The organism is Maribacter corallii, from assembly GCF_047345415.1.
Classification (GTDB): Bacteria; Bacteroidota; Bacteroidia; order Flavobacteriales; family Flavobacteriaceae; genus Maribacter_C.
In genome coordinates this window covers 28734-49751 of record NZ_JBLFEP010000004.1, presented here as the reverse complement: position 1 = coordinate 49751, position 21018 = coordinate 28734, and the positions used below count along the sequence as shown (strand labels likewise).

Sequence of the window (21018 nt, the reverse complement as noted above, 5' to 3'; positions counted from 1 at the left end):
GTCGGTTACGTTATCATTCCAATTCTTCAAGAAATTCCCGTGCCAAATAGGCATAGGTCTGATTTTCGGATTTTGAAAATTCGAGAATGTTCACACGCGTTTGGGTTTGCAGCACATTGTTTCCCCTCAAATAATTAAAAAAGCCCTTGAGTTGATTCTTGCTCATCGCACCCAGTTTTTTGGAGAGCAGTTCGGGAACATAATCGGGCGCTTGCGCTAAATATTTAATCATCAAGCTTCTACTGCTCGAATCCACAATCTCAAACGCATCCCAAAAAGGACGTTGCAATTGGGGCACATCCTTAAATTTCGAGGTTAACCTTTTGGCGACAATGCTGCGCACAAGTGGGGTACCGGTTCTAAAGATTTGGGCCAACTGTTCATAATGTGTCCCGTATTCAGGAATATCCATATGGTTCAATGCAAATAATTGATACCCAGGATTTACGCTATAGAGCATATGTTGGGTCGTTTCCTTGTCTAAGGTAGCCAGCGTATGTGCTTTTAACTGTTCTTGAATGTCTCCATGAACCAAGTGCCATGCCGTATAACACGAGTATAGGGCCCCTGAAACCACGGCTTCCTTAACTTGGGTAATGGTGGCACCGGAAATGGCGTCAACCCCATTTACCGTTCTCATTGTTGGCTTTTCAACCAGTTGGTCGATTGTTCGGCGACCTAAAGGGCTTTTATCATCATTTAAAAGACGATGCAGTTTTTGATAGTCCTCTTCTTCAAAGACATCATGGTCATGTTTGGTCAAAGGCATCATGGGGTATCGGTCAAATCCGGCGTACTCGCCTAACAACGTCCAATAGAATTTGATGTTCATCAGTTTGCATTCACCATCTGCACAAACAGGGGTAGCTATATCCGCTGTATACAATATAGGTGCTTTTTTTTCATCGACCAATGCAAGCACCTCTTGCCTGCCGTAGGAATCTATCTCAATAAAAAAATCTGTTGGTTCGTGATGCAATCTTATACCCTCTTTCCACTCGAGCACAAAGTATTCCGGAGGACTATCCATGAACTCTTTCGGAATTGGACGGGTTCCGGAAAGTAGACCTACTAAAACCAGAAAAAGGAGGGTTCTCATTTTTTCGATTCTGGAATTTTTTCAAATTTTTGTCGTTCGATCAGGGCCAGATACTCCTCTAAATAACCCGTATAGATTTCTCGGGGGTTGACGTCGTACTTTTTGCACAATGCCGCAGCAAAACCCACCGCGGCCCCCATTTGTCCGGTTGTGCGCATGACCCGTGGACCACCGAGTCCCGCATGCGAGCAACTGAAATTTCGCCCGGCCATAAATAAGTTCGAAATGTTCTTGGAATAGAGACTGCGATAGGGAATGTAGTATTGCGGTGTCTTGTAGAACAACGCCTCGGAAATAAAATCGGGATTTTCTTCATCTTCCAAAACAGTCTGGTAGTGAATATCCACATCGCGAACCTCGATAACGACTCCATCAGGAAACTTACGCCCTTCTTTGGCATCGTTGAAGGTGAAGATATGGTCACCGACCAAGCGTCGTGATTCGCGTTTTCCGACAAGGGAGGAAACCCACTCCAACTTTCGCTTGCTATTCAATGAATCTTTTTTGGCATTGGCGAACGAGCCGTAAATCGCACGTAACATATGGTCTCGAATATCTTCGGCATCATCGATTTGATTGTGGTCGGGACTACTGAATTCCCATTGCCACTCTCCGGCGACCCTTGCATATTTTTTTGCTACGGACATGGCCCAGGGAACATCAGGAAATTCTTGTGCTACCTCTGTCTCCTTTGAACCCCACAGTACGGAAGACCCCATAACCGCATCATCGGGTTCGGTCGGGGTCCATAGTTCACCATGTTCTTCCCAGGTTTCGTCGTAGGTTTCGGAGCTCTCGCGCCCATAGTTGAATTCCGCACCTGCCCAAAAACCGATCCATCCGTCACCGGTGGAATCTACAAAACGGGGCGCGGTAAAACGAATGCGATGACCAGTGGCGGTATGTCTGGCATCGACATATTGAATTGAATTATCTTCGGCTTTTGCGTCGTATGCCCTGTGGTTTAAAAATAGATCGATGTTCTTATAACTCTTTACGTTGTCATCCCTTTTTTTCTGATCTGCTTTCGCTTCGGCACTTCCATTTGGATAGTGCTCCGTATCCAATTTCTTAAGAATACGCTCAAAATTCCCATAGATACCCAAGGTATGTACACGAATCTCTTCACTGGCATTTCCGCCCAAAACCGGTCGATCATGAATCAAAGCCACTTTGAGTCCCTCTTCCGCCGCCGCTATAGAGGCGGCACATCCAGCGATTCCCCCTCCGATGACTACCAAGTCATACGATTTGGTCAATGATGGAGCATTCGGTTCAGCTTTTACTTTCTTGCGCCATTCAACTAACTTTTTGAATGCCGATGGCGGCTCTTCGTATTTTGTTGAAAAATAAATGGCATCGCACCTACCATCGAATCCGGTGAGATCCACCAGTTCTATATCGATTTGCTTATCGGTGATGCCCATTTTATCGACATATTCCCAGCCCCAGCCGGAACGGAGCCCTAATACCTTATCTAGTGTTTTTTCTCCTATTTTCAGCTGAAATTGGCCAGGGGCCTCCCAATCACCGGGGACCCAGTTTTTTGTACGGACCCAGATATGATATTCCCCTAGTGATTCAAACGACACCTGGGTTGTGGCATTTTGTACAGGCTCACCGATACCATGGGCCAATAAATACGGTGATCCCATTTGCTGCTCGAATTGTGGGTCAATGGTCCACCCTCCAGGATTGTCGAAACTCTCAGCTTCGACTAGGAGGTCTTGACCGATGAGACGGTTCATTCCCAGTAGGACACAAAGAAGGGTTATGTAGTGAAGTGTTTTCATTTCGTATGTTAATCGTTCCAATGTGCGTCGATCACTTTTTGTATATGTGGATAGTTTGCGTCGGTTTCATTCAGCTCTTCACGTAGCGTAATGAGCTGTCGCTTTAGATCGGCAATGGTATCGGTATATGCTGGGTCTTCGTAAGCATTGTTCATTTCCTTCGGGTCTTTTTTCAAATCGTAAAACTCCCAAGCGGGAGGCGTGTGGTTGGTAAAGTCGTTACCCCAGCTCTCCTTATTCCAGGTGGCCTTTGGATCATCGGTATCGACCCAGTATTTGCCATAATAAAATATCAGTTTATAATCTTTGGTACGTACACCAAAATGCGCAGGATTTTGATGGCGGTGGGCCAAATGCATCCAATAGCGGTAATAGGTGGCCTTTTGCCAATCTGCGGGCTCGTTACCGGTTTCTAAAATGGTTTTGAAACTTTTTCCTTGCATATACTCTGGGGTTGTTCCACCAGCCAATTCGATCATCGTAGGGGCGAAATCAGTATTGTTGATGATGGCATCCGTGCGGCTAGCTGCTTTGATTCTTTCAGGGTAGCGCACAAAGAAGGGCATTCGCATCGATTCATCGTACATCCAGCGTTTGTCGATATAATCATGTTCGCCAAGCATAAAGCCTTGGTCGCCGGTATAGACGATGATGGTGTTTTCAAGAAGATTTTCTTCCTTCAGGTAATCCAACAGGCGTTTGATATTGTCATCGACCCCCTTTACGCAGCGCAAGTACTTTTTTAAATAATCTTGATAGACTTTACTGGTATAGTTTCGTTCTTCCTCGTCAATTTGCCATTTCACATATTCTTCCGGTTTGATATCCCGTGCATTTCGGTATTGTTTATAAATGGTACTGTCATTCCAATAAATATTCATGGCCTGGTTTCGAATGACATTTCGATGGGAGACCGATGAACCCACAATTCGCGTTAATGAATCATTGGTGCCCCGAATGGCTTCGGAACCATGGTTTCCGATAGCATACAGACTTTCAGGCTCGGGGATAAACGTATCCGCAAGATAGTCCTCATAGCGCGGGGCATATTCGAAATCATCATGGGGTGCCTTAAAATGATGCATCAAGAAAAAAGGTTGATCGGGATTCCTTTTATTTTTGAGATAGTCCAGGGTAGCATCCATAATCATATCGGACGAATGCCCCTTGGTTTGAACCACGTTTTCCGGCCATGGATTTTCACCTTGGACCCGGAATTCGGGATCATAATACTTTCCCTGTCCGGGCAATACCTGATAGAAATCAAAAGCGGCAGGTTCATGATGTAGATGCCACTTACCGACAATGGCGGTCTGATAGCCTAATTTCTTCATTTCCTTTGGAAGGAATTGTTTTTCCGGAGCAATCGCCCCTTCTAAATCCAATACCCCGTTGGTCTGTGCTCGTTGTCCGGTGATAATGGCAGCCCTACTCGGAACACAAATAGCATTGTTCACGAAAGCGTTGTCAAAGATCATCCCCTCTTTGGCAAGTGCATCGAGATTCGGCGTCGGATTTAGTGCTGCCAATCTGCTGCCGTAGATCCCAAAGCCTTGCGTAGTGTGATCATCTGACATGATGTAAATAATGTTCGGTTTTTGGGAACGGGCTTTTTCTTCTTCTTTTCCATCACAAGAAATAAAAAGGAATACGAGTGCCACGCTAAAAACGATAGTAGAAGCGATGGATTTGATTTTCATAAGGTCGGTTGTTTCACTTGTTCAAGCTGATCGGTATATGGATAATGCTGTTTAAATATAGCGAAAGTATGACACGATAATACCTATTCTTACTAGACAATAGCTCAACAATGGGTTAAAAAGTAACTCATATGTCTTTCTGGCGGTCCAAAAACACAAAGGCCAAGTCAAACATGACTTTAGTCATATTTTGAATCGTGCGGGCTACCTAGCTTTGGGGAAAGATTATAATTAAATTATGTGCAGTTTAGTTCAGAAATACAACATACCAGGGCCAAGATATACAAGTTACCCCACTGTTCCTTATTGGGATTTGAATTCTTTTTCCGGAAAGAAATGGGAAGAATCGGTAGCCCATAGTTTCAAGGCGACCAATTCAAAAGAGGGAATGAGCCTCTACATTCACTTACCGTTTTGCGAGAGTATGTGTACGTTCTGCGGTTGTCATAAGCGAATTACCAAACGACACGATGTTGAATTGCCTTATGTCCATGCAATTCTCAAAGAATGGAAGCTGTACCGCAATCTTTTTTCCGAAAAGGCTATGATTAAGGAGTTGCATCTTGGAGGGGGTACGCCAACTTTTTTCTCCCCGGAAAATTTAAAAAAACTCATTATGGGCATTTTCCGATATACCCATAAGGCGGAGAACGCGGAATTGAGTTTTGAAGGGCATCCGAACAATACCACCCGTGCGCATTTACAGGCGCTATATGATGTGGGTTTCAGAAGGGTCAGCTATGGAGTGCAAGATTATAACCTGACGGTTCAGAAAGCCATTCATCGGGTTCAACCTTTCGAAAATGTGAAGCGGGTAACCGATTGGGCTCGGGAAATAGGATATACCTCTGTGGGTCATGATATTATTTTTGGGCTTCCCCACCAGACGTTGAAACATGTAGAGGAAACCATATTAAAAACGAAGGAACTGCAACCAGATCGCTTGGCATTTTATAGCTATGCGCATGTGCCTTGGATGAAAGGTAATGGGCAGCGTGGTTATAAAGATTCGGATTTGCCCTCTGCTGATGAAAAGCGTCAACAGTATGAAAAGGGAAAGGCGCTACTCATCGATGTAGGTTATCACGAAATCGGTATGGATCATTTTGCCTTGGAAAGCGATACCCTTTACCAATCGATGGAGGCAGGAAAACTGCACCGGAATTTTATGGGCTATACCGCATCGAAGACCTCTTTAATGGTAGGTCTTGGTGCATCGAGTATCAGTGACAGCTGGTATGGTTTTGCCCAGAACGTCAAGAGTCTGGAGGAATATCAGCATTTGGTGGAAAACGATATCATTCCCATTTTCAGAGGACATATCCTGAACAAAGAAGACCAGATCGTTCGCAGGCACATCTTGAATTTGATGTGCAACTTCGAAACTTCTTGGGACACCCATCGCGGCTATCTTTCAGAAATGGATAGTATACAGGACAGCTTGGCCGAAATGTCCGCCGACGGATTGATCGTAATGCGTGAAGGTCATCTTAAGATAACTTCTAAAGGCAAGCCTTTTGTCCGTAATATCTGTATGGCCTTTGACTTGCGTTTGCAACGAAAGGCCCCGGAAACTAAATTATTCTCTATGACCGTTTAAAGGGCTTCATAATAAATGAAATACGAATCGAACCCCTCAAATAAAATTCTTTTGACCAAAGGTATCTAAACTAAAAATAGTGCTCTATGAAAAAAATAATCGTACCCGTAGACTTTTCAGAACAATCTAAATTTGCCATCAAAGTTGCCGCTTCCTTGGCAAAAAAACACGATGCCGAGATTTTGGCATTGCATATGCTTGAGTTGAATCAGGCCATGATCACCTCCTCTGAGGGATTTCATCCTGAACAGACCGTTTTTCTTCTCAAGCTGGCCGAAAAAAGATTTGGTGAATTTTTAGACCGACCTTGTTTGGAAGGTATCAAAGTGACTCCTATTATTAAGCATTTTAAGGTTTTTAGTGAGGTCAACGAGGTGGCCGAAGAAAACGGTGCCGACTTGATCGTAATGGGTTCGCACGGTACCGATGGTTTAAAGGAGATATTTGTGGGATCTAATGCCGAGAAAGTAGTTCGCAACGCGGATATACCGGTTTTGGTCATCAAGGAAGAAATTAAGGACTTCAAAGTCGAACGGTTTGCTTTTGCCTGTGATTTTAAGGAAGAGAGTTTGACAGCTTTTCATAAGGCCAAGGATTTTGCTAAACTACTCAATGCCGAACTGGAATTGGTGTATATCAACACGCCTGGAGATGACTTTCTAAGCCATAAGGATACCTATGAGCAGATCAATACGTTTTTAAGCAAAGCGAATGCGGGCTTGGAAGTAGAAATCTATAATGATTATAGTGTACAGAGTGGTATCTTGAATTTTAGTGAAACCATCAGCGCTGATATGATCGGAATTCCGACCCATGGACGAAAGGGGCTCTCTCATTTCTTTATGGGAAGTATAGGGGAAGATGTATCGAATCATTCTACAATACCAGTGGTCACCTTTAAGATTTGATCTGCTGGATGAATATCGGGTTTTAATTGCGCTCCGGTGTATTCAAGACAATGGCGAAGTTTATTTGAAGACCAAGTAGTTAGGTTGAGCTGGGTTGTCGCATCACATCGTCGCTATCTCTTCCTCTAACGACCGTAAGATGCTGGAACCTTTTTCCAAATCGTGGCCTAACTGAGATTTGACCTCTTTAAAGTCCGCCCCCAAACGGTCAAAAATGGTATGGTAATACGCTATACCGTCTTTAAGATTAGCAGCAAACGTTAGCATATATTTTTTTTGTCGATCGGTGACCCTTTTCCTGGTATCTTCAATTTTGTCTTTTAAATAGTCGAGATAAATGAAGAGTTCTTTGATGAACATATTAGGGCGGTCAGTCCGATCCATAATATTCGTTTTACCATAAATATGGCGGATCATATCCTGTAGTGATGTAATCTTCGAAAAATAGGCCATGTTCGGTCCAGGGCATATGGATACCCCATCTCCCTCAATCTTTGTGTCAAGATCGTATGCGAGCAAGGCAGCCGTACCCAATCCTACGCAGGTACACGATTTTTCGGTGATTTTTTGATAGTGGTATCCGTATTCCGATCTGTTGAGGTTTAGCGTCGCTAACTCTTCTAGTTTTTTATTTTGGTATTGCCGCGAAGCGGTGCAGAGACCATTTTCCTTGAAGTCTTTGTTGAGGGCGACGAATTTTTTCGGGCAAGGACTGCCCGGTTTTCCATGTGAAATCCGAATTTCTTTTTCAATGTCTTTGGTATTGCCCTTTAAACTGTGGAAAGGGATACCTAAAGGTGAGATATTGCTCAAGTAGAGATCTTTTTCCTTGGCCCGTACCAATTTCTTCAAGGTGGCCTTATCTACCGTTGTAGCATCGGGAACCAAAAGGAAGGCTGAACCCCAACCCACGGAATCTACTTGGTATTCTTCCAATAGAAATCGATGCTCTTCAGCAGTACCAACACCCCCTTGTGCCGTAATTTTTAAAGGCAATGGTCGCTTCGGTATCGTCCGCCCTTTGAGTTGAAGTGCATTTATCAAGAGTTCGTGGACCGTCACTATCAATTGCTTTCGATTATCCTTGAATTGTTGCAAGATCGGCCCCATAAGGTAACCATCCGTGGCAAAGGCATGACCTCCGCAATTGAGTCCTGATTCAATACGGTATTCCGATACCCAAATCCCTTTCTTTGCTAGAAATTTCCCTTGTATTAGAGCCGATCGATAATCACTTACCTTTAGAACGATTTTCTTTTCGATATAGCCGTTGGAATCGGGAAAAAACGCATCGAACTGCTCCAAATAGCTATACAGTCTAGGGTTCATTCCAGCGGAAAGCACTACGGAGGAATGTAATTTGCTTTTTGCAAATCCTCTTAGGGCCGCGTGGGCATCATTAAATTCAGCGGGTAGTTTCTTTTTTTTAATATAGTTCTCCTTATCTACTTTTGTCATGATGTTGACATCGATGCTTCCCATTGGCATATGTTCTTTCATCCACTTTTTGACGTCTTCCAGATTGAAATCGTTTCGTGTCAACTGAAAAAACTCTTGTTTGAATACTGACGAATCCGGGAGTGAACTGAAGTAGTGTTTGATGCTGTTGGCCGTTTCGGTCGTTGTCGTCTTGAAATCCTCAAATTTTTCTTGGGCAATATGCTGTATCGTATCGAGATACGAAGTAATACGCAATGCCCTGAAATCGTCTATTTTGTCCGTAATCTCGTTATAGGGAAGGTTGAACTTACCACAGTACATTTTGCGTAACTTTTCAAGAAGGATATCATCGACTAGAGATATTACCGAGTCGATACCGAATTGAGAAACTTTTACCGGGGAATCAATGGTAAAGCCGATGCCCATAACGGGAATGTGAAAAGAATGTCCAGTAGTCATAGAAGGTTATTTTGATTTCTTCAAAAGAGTTAAGTGCCTCCGAGCCATTTTTGTTCATGAGGTGGAGTCCGTAGTGTACAAAAATGGCCTTTATGCCTCCCCTAAAACATGATTTTTATCAGGTTTTTTTGGCCTGATTAACTGTTCTCAATCCGATGTTAACAACCAAATTATCTGAAGGATTTCTAGAACCTACCGCAAACAAATGATGTCTTTGAAATTACATCTTGGGTAGCGTTCCTTTACTTTTTTGTAGCAGCTGTATAGGGCGTGATTTTACGTTTATTCTAGGTTTTTGACCTACCGACAACCTAAAATTCGTTGTACAAACGTACGCACGTATCGCGTTTTTGGGCTGGGTATCGCGATTCTCAATGGATATTTTAAACCTTGGTGCTGGCAAGTTGTCTGATTCCATTGAATCTGGTATGGCTCTTTTTTACGAAACGTTCGGTTCAAAGGACCGAAGGGCAGGTGTAAATTCTTATTCCGTACCCCAATTCTTCTTTTCCTCCTCGCTCCAAAGTAACGGGAAGAATTTTCGTTGTTGATATTTTGGATGCAAGTATTTTTTCCATTCCGACCCTCCGGTCGCGGCTTTGTTCTCTCCTTTACTATTTAAATAGTGTTGCGCCGTTTTTAAATGTACCATGGGCCATTTCATGTTGTACAGATGGTCAAATTCCTTCAGTTTTTGCTTGAGGTGTTCAGAGGGGTCTTGAATCTGTAATACTTTATCTTCAATGGTCTTACCCTTATTTTTCTTGGCAAGTATCATTAATTCTTCCAAGTATCTTTCTTCAAACTGGATAAGGGTCAATGTTTTTTTATGGGATTTACGGTCGAATCCTGCATCTTTCCAATACAGTTGTTCAAAATATTCTTCAAGGGTAGGGTGCTCTGGCAGTCTCTTTTTGCCTTCGGAGTTCACCAGATTTTCTAAACGCGTACAATACAATTCGATAAATCTGAACTGGGCACTTTGAAAACCACTTGCCGGGGTAAGAGTGGTTCGGAAGGTATTATAGTCATCGTAGTTCATTCCATCTTTCATAATATCAAAAGAAGTAATAAGCATCGTCGTATAGCGATTGAGACGGTTTATTTTTTCAATCAAAAATGGTTCGTCAACTTTTTTTTCTTCAACGATCTGCTTGATTTCATGGCGCATCATTTTTAATAAGAGTTCCGTTACCTGATGATACATAATGAAAATGGTTTCATCTTTGAAATCGGTACGAGGTTTTTGTAGGGATAATAAGGTGTCAACTTCAACATAATCCCAGTACGCAATGGGCTTTGCATGTAGTAAACCTTGTAAATAGGTTTCAGGATTCTCACCCAATTCCTCATATTTCTTTTGGATCTTTTTATTGGTATTCACAATGATTATTTTATGTTCGTAGATGTCGATGGTCTATCAGTTCAAGCACTTTGATCAAGAGGTTTACATGAACCGTTACGTCAAAACTCCCATCATAAAACGGTAGAGCTCTTGCATTTGTGGTTTCCCTTTGTGTTTTCCGGTTCTACCGAAAATGTAGAGCACTATCCACAACAGTACCATAAATACCATCAATACAAGTTGAAATTTGTAGGGTTTGTTCAACGAGGCACTTGAATAGGCCCAAACCCCCAAGATGATGAATATGGTGGCTACTCCGAAATGTAGAAACATGAAAAAGGTCCATAGGGTCGGATTGGGTCCAAAAACCCCGTGCAACTTACTGCTCGTTTCATTCAAACCGTCGATTTCTAGATGTAGTTGCGGAGACCAGAAATGATTGTGTTCCGGACTGAATTTGATAAATACATGTTCGTCTAAACGCTTCACCAAGAATGGGGGTATTTGCGATTTTTCAAAACTTTCTAGAAGCTGTTCTTTTGGAGTTGATAGCTCTAATTGAAACCGAGGCCTTAAAACGATGTCATTGGGTATCGGCTTCATAAGCGTTTGATTAGTTATGGCACTCGACCGTACTGGATACCATATCCAAAACTGGAGCGGGGGAGAGGTAGGGAATACCTAGGCCCAACCCTCGTAAAATAAACAGCGCACCGATCAAAACAATGAAAACCGGTATGAGTCGTTGCACGTTTTGACGGACAGCACCTTTTAATAGACCGCTAAAGTAAATGGCGGCGGTCATGAGCGGAACCGTACCTAACCCAAACAAGACCATGTATAAACTTCCCTTGAGCGCATCGCCCATGGCGATTGCTCCAAACAGGGCCATGTATACCAATCCGCAGGGAAGAAAGCCGTTCAAAAAACCGATGGTGATAAAGGTATCGGGCGATTTCTTTTTGAGCTCTTGACCTAGTCGACTTTTGATTTTTGAAATAAGTCGGTATACGGGTTTTGCCAAACTAAAACGTTTCATGCTTTTATAAGGGATCAAAACCAAGACGATCATTACTATTCCAATGATGATGGAGAGTTTTTGTTGTATTCCAAAGACATAAAGTCCTTTGCCAAGCAACCCGAACACCAAACCGATAAGGCTATATGCGGTAAGTCGCCCAAGATGATAGATCAAGACCTGTCCGAATTTTCGATACCCATTGGTTCTGTCTACCGGAAGCATAAAGGCGATAGGGCCGCACATACCAACGCAGTGAAGACTACCCATTAAACCCAATATGATTGCCGATACAAGCATGTTAGTACGTTATACTTTCTTTATGTAAATAAGTTTCATTCTGATATTCCCAAGAAACCGTAATGTTCCAACGGCCACCCACCAAGCGTTTGTCAGGTATGAGCAAATGTGAATTGGACAGACTTATTGGAAAGTCAAAATCCAAGTGCTTATTGGATGGCCTGTATAGGAACACTTTTCCTTCTACTTTTTCTGCGGTCACCTTTTCTGGGAATGTTACGAGGAGGCCGTTTGTGTTTTTTTCGATAACCAATTGCACAGCATCGGTTTTGGCATTGGTCTCCGCATCGATTTCGTCCTGATAACTCAATTCTGCCCTGTAGTAGTCTTCGGTGACCAAATCGTGGTTGGCTTTGTCATCGGTACTCATGCGTACGACAAAGAAGAGAATGAAGCCGATAAAGGATATGATAGCTATGACGATCGAAGTTCCCCAGTTGAGTTTCATAGTTTAGGTCTTTATTTGGATTCCTGTTCTTTCAAGAATCGTTTATTATTATTTAGGTCCTTGCGCATAGTGCAGGGCCTTTTCGCTGCTATTAATTGTAGCTTCTCGGAGCTAAAAATGCCGTGGTGGTCGTTTCAACGAGCTTTCCATCACTGTACACTCCGATTTTTACTTTTTCCTTATCACTTTTAATGGCGGCATTATTGATTTCAATGAACAGGGTACCCTCCGCCAAGTCTTGTGCCGGTACGGTGAAGTCTTCATTGCGGACCAGTTTTACAGCTCCTTTGTGTGATAGGAGTTTAAAATTGACATCAACTACCGCTTCGGTGGTCTTATTGACCAACTTGTAGGTATAGACATTACTGATAATATTACCTTCCTTGTGTTCATACAATTGCCCCGGAAGTCGTAAGATGTTGGCTTCTAGGTCATTTCGTAGGAATAGCATCCCGACCAGAACGCCGGTCAAAATGGTCAATACTGCCGTATAGCCTTTTAGGCGGGGTGTGAACTTGAACTTCTCTTTCTTGGTGATTTCATCTTCACTAGCGTACCGAATGAGTCCTTTGGGCAGGTTGACCTTTTCCATAATAGTGTCGCACTCATCAATACAAGCGGTACAGTTAACGCATTCAAGCTGCGTACCGTTTCTGATATCGATACCGGTCGGGCATACATTGACACATTGAAAACAATCGATACAGTCTCCATGGCCCAAAACGTTGCGATCTTCGTTTTTTCGCCATTTTTTACGTCCATTTTCAGCTTCCCCTCTTTTATGGTCGTAGGCAACAACAATGGACTTATTGTCCAATAAAACACCTTGCATTCTTCCATAAGGGCAGGCAATGATGCAGACTTGCTCTCGAAACCAAGCAAAGACCCAAAAAAACACTCCGGTAAATATCAATAACGATATCATGGTGCTTACATGCTGCATGGGGCCGTCGGTGACATACTGGATCAACCGATCACTTCCGATCAAATAGGCGAGAAAAACATTCGCTATGATAAAGGAAATGATGAAAAAGATAAACCACTTCGTCCCCCTTTTTCTTATTTTTTCAGCATTCCAAGGTTGGCGATCTAACTTGATCTGTGCGCCTCGGTCTCCATCGATCCAATATTCGATTCTTCGAAATACCATTTCGAGGAAAATGGTCTGGGGGCACATCCATCCACAAAAAATACGCCCAAAGGCTACCGTAAATAGGGCAACAAAGATGACACCGATGATCATTGAAATGACAAAGAGGTGAAAATCTTGTGGCCAGAAAGGAAAACCGAAAATATTGAAACGACGTTCCAAGACATTGAACATCAAAAACTGGTTGCCGTTGATTTTTACAAAGGGTGCTGCGATCAAAAAAATAAGCAAAACATAGCTGACGCATTTTCGGTATTTATAGAACCGGCCGCTTGGTTTTTTGGGAAAAACCCAAGCGCGTTTGCCCTCGGCGTTGATCGTTCCTATGGAATCCCTAAAGTTCTCTTGGTCTTGAGGCATGATGCTACTCCCTAAATCCCCCCTTTGCAGGAGGGAAATTATTGTTTCAGTTTACGGCTACCGTGGTAGAATCGGTGACCACTGCCGTTGAATCTTTTTCTTGTACCGGAGGGGTCTCTTTTGCAGGTGCGTCCGGGTCTATCCAAATATCCCCTTCAGGTGCTTTGGGGTTGGCAGCAGTCGTTCCTTGAAAGGTGAGCACATAGCTTGCCACTTGCGCCATTTCTGCAGGTTTTAGACTCTGTTTCCATGCGACCATTCCCTTACCGTCACGACCCCCTTCTGAAATGGTATTGAAGACGTTTTTAATACCGCCACCCAAGATCCAGTTGTCATCGGTAAGATTAGGACCGATTCCACCGCCACCATCGGCCATGTGACAGGCGACACAGTTGGTTTCAAAAATACTTTTACCGGCATTGAGGTCCGAAGCGTCGGTCAATACTTCTACGGTATTGACATCGACCAAGTCTTTGGCCGTTTTTTTATAGGCTTCGATTTCCAGTTGCGCAGCTGCCACTTCCTGTTCGTATTCCATGTCTTGATCGTAGTCGTTCATCACATGAAAACGGATCAAGTAGATCAGGCCGAAGATGATGGTTGCATAGAACATATATACCCACCATGGTGGTAATTTGTTATCCAGTTCACGGATACCATCGTAATTGTGGTCTAAAATAATCTCTCCTTCTGCTTCGAGGGGTTTAGATCCCAGCATCTTTTGATAGACCCGTTTTCCCCATTTCCATTCCCAACCTTGGGATTTTGCTTCCAGATAACGTTCTTGCGCCTCTTTTGACATCGACAAGAAGGAGATGTTCTCCACTGATTGCAATATCAGCGCCACGGCAATCAATAGCAAAAGAATGGCGAACAGGAAAAATTGGGTAATCGGGTACTCGATAATCGCCGGTTTGTCCCCTGAGTCGATGAAGTACTCCATAAGTCCGAAGACTACGAAAAAGATGATTACAATATATAACCACCAGGGTCTTGTATTTTTCATATCTCTAAGTTGTTTTGTTGGTTGTCTTTATCTAGGGGTAATTCACTGACTTCTTCGATATAGGACTTTGATGCGGTGAACACCCACCAGCCTAAAATCATGAAGAATGCGAAGAATATGATCAATGATATCATCGGATAGGTGGCCACGCCCTCTATACTTTCCATATAACCTTTTACGAATTTTAACATGGCTTATTTGTTTTCTGATAGTAATTCATCTGTTTCCTTGATCTTGATATCCGTTCCGAGCCTTTGCAAATAGGCGATCATAGCAACGATTTCGCGGTCTTTCATTTCTATGAAATCTTGACCATTCTCGGAGGCATACTTTTTATCGGCCTCATACGATTTTGCAAAATCGGGATCAGCGTACAAATTCTTTTCTATTTGTGTGGCTTGCGCGGTCATATGGGCAGGTGCATTGGCAATTTCCTCAGCGGTGTAAGGAACACCTAATGAGACCATAGCTTCCATTTTGGTCTGTGTTTTACTACGGTCATGTTTGTTTCGTACGAGCCACTGATAGGCGGGCATGATCGAACCAGATGACGTGCTTTGTGGATCGTACATGTGGTTTAGGTGCCAGTTGTCCGAATATTTTCCACCGACGCGGAGCAAATCAGGACCTGTACGTTTACTACCCCAGAGGAACGGGTGATCGTATACGAATTCACCAGCCTTGGCATATTCACCATAACGTTCTACCTCACTTCTAAACGGCCTGACCATTTGCGAGTGACATCCGACACAACCTTCACGGATGTAAAGGTCTCTACCTTCCAATTCTAAAGGGGTATATGGGGTGACGCTAGTAATTGTGGGAATATTTGACTTGACCAATAGGGTGGGAACGATTTGTATGATCCCTCCGATCAAAATAGCGACGGTGGCCAATAGTGTCAGTTGAATCGGCTTACGCTCCAACCAAGTGTGAAAGGTCTCGCCTACGGTCCTTCTAGCGGCCACTCTTGTCAATGGGGCAGCTTCGGCCAGTTCATCTTCTACCTTGCTGCCTGATTTAATGGTGATTACCACATTGTATATCATGACACAGGCACCGATGAGGTACATGGTACCGCCAATGGCGCGCATCCAGTACATGGGCATGATTTCATTCACCGTCTCCAAGAAGTTGCCGTAGACCAAAGATCCATCAGGATTAAAGTCTTTCCACATCAATGCTTGCGTAAAACCGGCCACATACATTGGTAGGGCATATAAGATAATCCCTAGCGTACCGATCCAAAAGTGGAAGTTTGCCAAACCTGTGGACGCCAACTTGGTCTTGAACATTTTCGGAACCATCCAATAGATCATACCGAAGGCCATGAAACCATTCCAAGCCAAGGCACCAACATGCACGTGGGCAATGATCCAATCGCTAAAGTGCGCGATGGCATTTACATTTTTTAGTGAGAGCATTGGGCCTTCAAATGTGGCCATGCCATAACCGGTAATGGCGACCACCATGAACTTCAGGGTAGGACTCGTACGAACTTTGTCCCAAGCACCACGAAGTGTTAATAACCCGTTGATCATACCTCCCCAAGACGGGGCGATCAACATCACGGAAAAGGCAACACCAAGATTTTGCGCCCAATCTGGTAAAGATGAATAGAGCAAATGGTGTGGTCCGGCCCAGATATATATGAAGATCAACGACCAGAAGTGCACTATCGATAGCCGATAGGAATACACCGGTCTATTGGCCGCTTTGGGTACGAAGTAATACATCAGCCCCAAAAACGGTGTCGTTAAGAAGAAAGCAACCGCATTGTGCCCGTACCACCATTGTACCAAGGCATCTTGCACACCGGCATACACTGAATAACTCTTCAATGCGCTGACCGGAAGCTCTAGACTATTGAAAATATGCAATACGGCAACCGTCACTATGGTAGCCAGATAAAACCATATGGCGACATAGAGATGGCGCTGTCTTCTTTTTAAGAGCGTACCTATGAAGTTAACGGCAAAGACTACCCAGATCAACGTAATGGCAATGTCAATAGGCCACTCCAATTCAGCATATTCCTTTGAAGTAGTATAGCCTAATGGTAAGGTCACTGCCGCGGCGACTATAATCAACTGCCAGCCCCAAAAATTAATTTGGCTCAACATATCGTTGAACATTCGGGCCTTAAGAAGCCGTTGGGTCGAGTAGTAGATACCCGCGAACATCGCATTTCCAACAAAGGCAAAGATGACCGCATTGGTGTGCAACGGACGAAGACGCCCAAAACTCAACCACGAAATACCATCGGTCAAGTTCGGGAAAATGAACATGAAGGCCAAAAGGAGACCTACCAGAAAACCTACGATTCCCCAGAGCATTGTAGCGTAGAGAAAGTTTTTTACGATTTTATTGTCGTAATAGAACTGCTGTAATTCCATAATTATCGTTGTTTATTTAGTTGGATTTTATCTTGCTGTTTGTTTTTTACAGGGGTCTCTTTTTCGTGAACCAATTCGTCTTCGAATAGCATACGAACCGATGGTGTGTACGCGTCGTCATATTGCCCACTCTTTACCGAAATGATAAAGGCGATGAAAAAGAAGACCGCAACGATGATGCTGATGGCCAATAACACATAAATAACACTCATACCTACCTGAATTCTTGTGTAAAATTATGCTGATAGCCTTTCCTAAAACATGACATTTATCAGCTTCGTTTTTTATTTTTTAAGGTTCTATAATTTTCGTTTTTTGTTGCGCGGGCGGTTTCTCCTTGATAATCGAGAGAAGGGCCGCGACGATGATTAGGTTTTTGATAATGTACTGCCCCACAAGGGTTAGAAAAATGGGGTATCCATTGAAGGAAATCTCGTTAAAAAAAAAGAGTGGCGTGAAGGTGCAGAGCAAATGCCCCAAGGTCACGAAAGCTACTTTTTTGGGATGGATATTCAGCAAAAAAAAGATTCCGATGCCCACTTCCAATGCCGCTAACATTATGATGGAAACATTAGCGGGAAGTATACCCAGGGTCAATTGGGAAATCGTATCGGTAGCTAGCCCCTCTGCCGGACTCAACTCGGGAAAGAATTTAAGACCACCAAACCAGAGGTATACCAGACCGATACAGATTTTTATGAAACTATTTTGCCAGATATTTTTCAACACGTGCATACAGTTTTTAGGTTAGTTTACGGTTCATTAAATTGGTCATGACCGTGGTGAAAGCCACTACACTTATCGAGCTCAATGGCATCAAAATAGCTGCGATGACTGGCGATAATTGACCGGTCACGGCAAAATAGAGCCCGATCAGGTTGTAGGCCAACGAGAGCCCAAAGCTTAGTTTTATGATGTTCATCGCTTGTTTTGACGCAAGGATGTATGCATACAATTGCTGAAATTTGGAGGCATCCAAGATGGCATCACAGGCAGGGGAGAACACGTTTACGTTTTCCGAAATGGCAATACCCACATTACTTTGTGCCAATGCCCCGGCGTCATTGAGGCCATCACCTACCATCATTACGTTCTTATCTTGTTGCTGTAAGGCTTTGATAAATTCCAACTTTTCTTCGGGTTTTTGATGGAAGTAGAGGGGAGTCAATTTAGGAACCAATTTTTCCAAACGCCCTTTTTCACCATCGTTATCGCCCGATAAAATGGCAAGCTGGAGGGTTTCCGACATGGTTTTAAAAACCTCGGAAAGGCCTTCACGATACTCATTGTGAAAGATGAACTTGCCTTTGTACACATTATTACTGCTAATATGAACGGCCGTGTTCGTACTTTCCTCGATTTGTTGCTCCCCAACGAAATCAGCAGAACCAACCTTCATATGATCGTCTCCCATGCTGCCTTCGACCCCTTGGCCCAAATGCTCCTCATACTCATCTAAAGTGATGATATTCTGCTCGTTAAGTAGGTCATAAAGGGTGCGGCTGAGCGGATGGTTCGAAGCTCGGATTGTGTTTTTAAGTAATGATTCCTCCTCGGGGGTCAAGGGCATGCCCTCATAGGTAGCTACACTTTTTAAAGAGGTGGTTATGGTACCGGTCTTATCAAAGATCGCAGTGTCTATTTGTGCCAGTTGTTCAATGGTACGGATGTCTTTCAGATAGAATTTCCTACGACCGAAAATCCGTAACATATTCCCCAAAGTAAAGGGTGCGGCCAGGGCAATCGCACAGGGGCAAGCTATAATCAATACTGCGGTAAAGACGTTCATTGCACGACTCGGGTCGGTATACAGCCAATACGCTGATGCCACTATGGCAATGGACAAAACAGCGATGGTAAACCGTTTTCCGATACGGTCGGTCAGTGTTTGAAAGGTACTGGATGTATCCTTCCGAAAGACCGAATTACTCCAGAGTTGTGTCAAGTAGCTTTGCGATACCTTTTTTAGGGCCTCCATTTCAATTAGACCATTCAGCTGCTTGCCACCGGCAAAAATCTTATCGCCCGATTCCTTTCGGACGGGCTCTGATTCACCGCTTACAAAACTGTAATCAATTCGTGCCTTTCCATTGATGAGAATCCCGTCGACCGGAATCAATTCCTCATTGCGGATCAGTAGACGATCCCCTTTTTTGATATCGTGTACCTGAGTGGTTTCTTCCGCTCCCTTGGCATTGATTCGCGTCACCGCAATCGGGAAATAGGATTTGTAATCGCGTTCGAAAGAAAGAAAGGAGTATGTTTTCTGTTGGAAGAACTTGCCGAGCAGCAAGAAGAACACGAGCCCCGTGAGCGAATCGAAAAAACCCGGTCCCCAATCAAAAATAATTTCCAAGGTACTCCTCACAAATAGAACAAGAATACCGAGGGCTATGGGAACATCTATATTTAACAGGCCACTACGCAGACCCTTATAAGCCGAAATGAAGTAGTCTCTACCCGCATAGAAAACCACAGGTAGGGAAAAGGCGAACATCAACCAACGAAAGATCGGTTCGTACCGGTTCAGCCAAAATTCCCCCCCCGACACGTCACTGGTCGATAAATCAAAATAATCCGGAAAAGAAAGGAACATGACATTGCCAAAGGCGAATCCCGCAACCCCTAACTTATAGAGTAGGCTTCGGTCTACAGGTTTCTTTTTATTGTCATAATCTTCCAATGAAATATTGGGCTCATAGCCAATATGCCCCAAAAGAAGTACCAACTGTTTTAGGCTAAAATCAATGGTGTTATAGGTGATTCGAACCGATTTTTTTGGAAAATCGACTTGCGAACTTTTGATCGCTGGATGTAACTTATTCAAATTTTCCAAGACCCAAATACATGAACTACAATGAATGTGTGGAATGTAGAGATTGACAATTTCCATGTTACCGTCATTGAATTCGGTAAGCCTACCGACAATGGATTCATTGTCAAGAAAATCATACTTTCCTTCGATGGCATTGGGTGTAGCCCCGGCAGACGATTCTAGGTCATAGTAATACGATAAATCGTTGTTCGAGAAGATTTCATATACTGTCTTGCAACCGTTACAGCAAAACACTCGGTCATCGAAATCGATGCGCGTCTTGGTGCAATCGTCACCACAGTGATAGCAGCTTGGCCTATCCATATTCACTTTACTTATACCTGATGCAAAAGTGTGGAAGTATTCCACTTTAAAACATGATATAAGTCAGGTTTTGGAAATTTTTCGGTAGTTACCTTTGAAGCATATTAAAATGGATGCGGATGACTTCCTGTGATTTTCAAATAGCCAAGCAATTTAATTTTTTAAGGAGCATGACCGAGGTCGAACGGGCCGAATTGACGAAAACAAGTAGCCCACGACACCTTCAAAAAGGGGAGGTGCTCTTTATGGAGGCAGAGCAATTGCAAAAACTATTCTGTATCCGTGAGGGTGCCTGTAAATTTTCTAAAATAGATGAAAAGGGTAAGGAGCATATTACAAAGCTGCTCGGTAAGGGAGAGTTGATGGGCCGTAGGTCATTGATTTCCAAAAAGGGCGCCATGGTTACCGCCACGGCCATTACGGACACAACGATCTGTTCGGTTGATAAATTACCTGTGCTAAGGTGTTTAATGAAGAACACCGATTTCTGTATGGATGTCATCAAGGGCTTTGTGGAAGATACCGAGGAGGAAGCCAAAAGAAAGGGGCTCTTTGATAACCATCAAAGTATCACCAAACGCCTTGCCGGACTCCTTATCTATCTCGATGAAAAATTCGGCACGGAAAGGGATGGAACTTTGAAGCTGTTCTTGAAGCGTGAGGATATGGCCAATTTGATCGGTACCTCGAGTGAGTATGTAATATCCATTTTGTCGAGGTTCAAGAGGGGAGGACTACTTGATTTGGAACGGGGAAAAATACGATTGCTCGACAAAAAAGGACTTGAAAAAATGTGCTGACCCCAAACCCGAAATAAGCGCGCCAACTAGTTTATTAAAATGTTAAACTTAATTACG

The 21018-nt window shown here is 43.4% G+C and carries 18 protein-coding genes; 3 read left to right on the top strand and 15 right to left on the bottom strand.

Annotation, left to right across the window (positions count from 1 at the left end):
* Positions 1-13: 13 nt before the first annotated feature.
* The 3 genes from ACKWCA_RS14565 to ACKWCA_RS14555 are packed head-to-tail and all read right to left on the bottom strand — an operon-like array spanning position 14 to position 4592.
* A complete protein-coding gene (locus ACKWCA_RS14565) occupies positions 14-1099 on the bottom strand; it encodes a hypothetical protein (protein ID WP_413978951.1) in 1086 nt (361 codons plus the stop codon).
* Complete coding sequence (locus tag ACKWCA_RS14560; RefSeq protein WP_413978950.1) at positions 1096-2892, bottom strand: FAD-dependent oxidoreductase; 1797 nt, start codon at positions 2890-2892, stop codon at positions 1096-1098. The genes ACKWCA_RS14565 and ACKWCA_RS14560 overlap by 4 nt, the downstream gene beginning before the upstream one ends.
* Before the next feature lie 8 nt (positions 2893-2900).
* Positions 2901-4592, bottom strand: a complete 1692-nt coding sequence (locus ACKWCA_RS14555) for a sulfatase family protein (protein ID WP_413978949.1) — start codon at positions 4590-4592, stop codon at positions 2901-2903.
* Between the two features lie 238 nt (positions 4593-4830).
* On the opposite strand from ACKWCA_RS14555, the gene hemN reads away from it, so the two are divergent.
* Together hemN and ACKWCA_RS14545 are read left to right on the top strand one after the other, a co-directional pair.
* A complete protein-coding gene (gene hemN / locus ACKWCA_RS14550) occupies positions 4831-6192 on the top strand; it encodes an oxygen-independent coproporphyrinogen III oxidase (protein ID WP_413978948.1) in 1362 nt (453 codons plus the stop codon).
* Between the two features lie 86 nt (positions 6193-6278).
* Positions 6279-7100 (top strand): universal stress protein, encoded by an 822-nt coding sequence (locus ACKWCA_RS14545; RefSeq protein WP_413978947.1) that lies wholly within the window; start codon positions 6279-6281, stop codon positions 7098-7100.
* 102 nt (positions 7101-7202) lie between these two features.
* On the opposite strand, the gene ACKWCA_RS14540 is transcribed toward ACKWCA_RS14545, so the two are convergent.
* The 12 genes from ACKWCA_RS14540 to ACKWCA_RS14485 all read right to left on the bottom strand — a co-directional run bounded on the left by ACKWCA_RS14540 (position 7203) and on the right by ACKWCA_RS14485 (position 20161).
* Positions 7203-8999 (bottom strand): hypothetical protein, encoded by a 1797-nt coding sequence (locus tag ACKWCA_RS14540; protein ID WP_413978946.1) that lies wholly within the window; start codon positions 8997-8999, stop codon positions 7203-7205.
* Positions 9000-9483: 484 nt separating this feature from the next.
* Positions 9484-10386 (bottom strand): tryptophan 2,3-dioxygenase family protein, encoded by a 903-nt coding sequence (locus ACKWCA_RS14535; RefSeq protein WP_413979498.1) that lies wholly within the window; start codon positions 10384-10386, stop codon positions 9484-9486.
* A 72-nt stretch (positions 10387-10458) separates the two neighbouring features.
* Positions 10459-10947, bottom strand: a complete 489-nt coding sequence (locus ACKWCA_RS14530) for a GTP-binding protein (protein ID WP_413978945.1) — start codon at positions 10945-10947, stop codon at positions 10459-10461.
* A 10-nt stretch (positions 10948-10957) separates the two neighbouring features.
* Positions 10958-11662 (bottom strand): sulfite exporter TauE/SafE family protein, encoded by a 705-nt coding sequence (locus ACKWCA_RS14525; RefSeq protein ID WP_413978944.1) that lies wholly within the window; start codon positions 11660-11662, stop codon positions 10958-10960.
* A gap of 1 nt (position 11663) precedes the next feature.
* The gene (locus ACKWCA_RS14520; protein WP_413978943.1) at positions 11664-12110 is read right to left on the bottom strand and encodes a FixH family protein; all 447 of its coding nucleotides are present in this window, start codon (positions 12108-12110) and stop codon (positions 11664-11666) included.
* A 91-nt stretch (positions 12111-12201) separates the two neighbouring features.
* The gene (gene ccoG / locus ACKWCA_RS14515) at positions 12202-13620 is read right to left on the bottom strand and encodes a cytochrome c oxidase accessory protein CcoG (protein ID WP_413978942.1); all 1419 of its coding nucleotides are present in this window, start codon (positions 13618-13620) and stop codon (positions 12202-12204) included.
* 46 nt (positions 13621-13666) lie between these two features.
* On the bottom strand, positions 13667-14626 hold the full coding sequence (locus tag ACKWCA_RS14510) for a cbb3-type cytochrome c oxidase N-terminal domain-containing protein (RefSeq protein WP_413978941.1): 960 nt from the start codon (positions 14624-14626) through the stop codon (positions 13667-13669).
* Positions 14623-14817: a CcoQ/FixQ family Cbb3-type cytochrome c oxidase assembly chaperone gene (locus ACKWCA_RS14505; protein ID WP_413978940.1), complete on the bottom strand. Its 195-nt coding sequence runs from the start codon at positions 14815-14817 to the stop codon at positions 14623-14625. The genes ACKWCA_RS14510 and ACKWCA_RS14505 overlap by 4 nt, the downstream gene beginning before the upstream one ends.
* Positions 14818-14820: 3 nt before the next feature.
* Positions 14821-17022 carry a cytochrome-c oxidase, cbb3-type subunit I gene (gene ccoN, locus ACKWCA_RS14500; protein WP_413978939.1) on the bottom strand — a complete coding sequence of 734 codons (2202 nt, stop codon included), beginning with the start codon at positions 17020-17022 and terminating at the stop codon, positions 14821-14823.
* 2 nt (positions 17023-17024) lie between these two features.
* On the bottom strand, positions 17025-17234 hold the full coding sequence (gene ccoS, locus ACKWCA_RS14495; RefSeq protein ID WP_413978938.1) for a cbb3-type cytochrome oxidase assembly protein CcoS: 210 nt from the start codon (positions 17232-17234) through the stop codon (positions 17025-17027).
* 79 nt (positions 17235-17313) lie between these two features.
* Entirely contained in the window at positions 17314-17751 is a 438-nt protein-coding gene (locus tag ACKWCA_RS14490; protein ID WP_413978937.1) for a hypothetical protein, read from the bottom strand.
* Positions 17752-17764: 13 nt separating this feature from the next.
* Positions 17765-20161 (bottom strand): heavy metal translocating P-type ATPase, encoded by a 2397-nt coding sequence (locus tag ACKWCA_RS14485; RefSeq protein ID WP_413978936.1) that lies wholly within the window; start codon positions 20159-20161, stop codon positions 17765-17767.
* A 119-nt stretch (positions 20162-20280) separates the two neighbouring features.
* On the opposite strand from ACKWCA_RS14485, the gene ACKWCA_RS14480 reads away from it, so the two are divergent.
* Positions 20281-20961 (top strand): Crp/Fnr family transcriptional regulator, encoded by a 681-nt coding sequence (locus ACKWCA_RS14480; protein ID WP_413978935.1) that lies wholly within the window; start codon positions 20281-20283, stop codon positions 20959-20961.
* Positions 20962-21018 lie beyond the last annotated feature (57 nt).

Excerpts from the sequence above, each read along its gene's own strand:
- ACKWCA_RS14565 (WP_413978951.1), bottom strand. The coding sequence starts at position 1,099 with ATGAGAACCCTCCTTTTTCTGGTTTTAGTAGGTCTACTTTCCGGAACC.
- ACKWCA_RS14560 (WP_413978950.1), bottom strand. The coding sequence starts at position 2,892 with ATGAAAACACTTCACTACATAACCCTTCTTTGTGTCCTACTGGGAATG.
- ACKWCA_RS14555 (WP_413978949.1), bottom strand. The coding sequence starts at position 4,592 with ATGAAAATCAAATCCATCGCTTCTACTATCGTTTTTAGCGTGGCACTC.
- hemN (WP_413978948.1), top strand. The coding sequence starts at position 4,831 with ATGTGCAGTTTAGTTCAGAAATACAACATACCAGGGCCAAGATATACA.
- ACKWCA_RS14545 (WP_413978947.1), top strand. The coding sequence starts at position 6,279 with ATGAAAAAAATAATCGTACCCGTAGACTTTTCAGAACAATCTAAATTT.
- ACKWCA_RS14540 (WP_413978946.1), bottom strand. The coding sequence starts at position 8,999 with ATGACTACTGGACATTCTTTTCACATTCCCGTTATGGGCATCGGCTTT.
- ACKWCA_RS14530 (WP_413978945.1), bottom strand. The coding sequence starts at position 10,947 with ATGAAGCCGATACCCAATGACATCGTTTTAAGGCCTCGGTTTCAATTA.
- ACKWCA_RS14525 (WP_413978944.1), bottom strand. The coding sequence starts at position 11,662 with ATGCTTGTATCGGCAATCATATTGGGTTTAATGGGTAGTCTTCACTGC.
- ACKWCA_RS14520 (WP_413978943.1), bottom strand. The coding sequence starts at position 12,110 with ATGAAACTCAACTGGGGAACTTCGATCGTCATAGCTATCATATCCTTT.
- ccoG (WP_413978942.1), bottom strand. The coding sequence starts at position 13,620 with ATGCCTCAAGACCAAGAGAACTTTAGGGATTCCATAGGAACGATCAAC.
- ACKWCA_RS14510 (WP_413978941.1), bottom strand. The coding sequence starts at position 14,626 with ATGAAAAATACAAGACCCTGGTGGTTATATATTGTAATCATCTTTTTC.
- ACKWCA_RS14505 (WP_413978940.1), bottom strand. The coding sequence starts at position 14,817 with ATGTTAAAATTCGTAAAAGGTTATATGGAAAGTATAGAGGGCGTGGCC.
- ccoN (WP_413978939.1), bottom strand. The coding sequence starts at position 17,022 with ATGGAATTACAGCAGTTCTATTACGACAATAAAATCGTAAAAAACTTT.
- ccoS (WP_413978938.1), bottom strand. The coding sequence starts at position 17,234 with ATGAGTGTTATTTATGTGTTATTGGCCATCAGCATCATCGTTGCGGTC.
- ACKWCA_RS14485 (WP_413978936.1), bottom strand. The coding sequence starts at position 20,161 with ATGGATAGGCCAAGCTGCTATCACTGTGGTGACGATTGCACCAAGACG.
- ACKWCA_RS14480 (WP_413978935.1), top strand. The coding sequence starts at position 20,281 with ATGACTTCCTGTGATTTTCAAATAGCCAAGCAATTTAATTTTTTAAGG.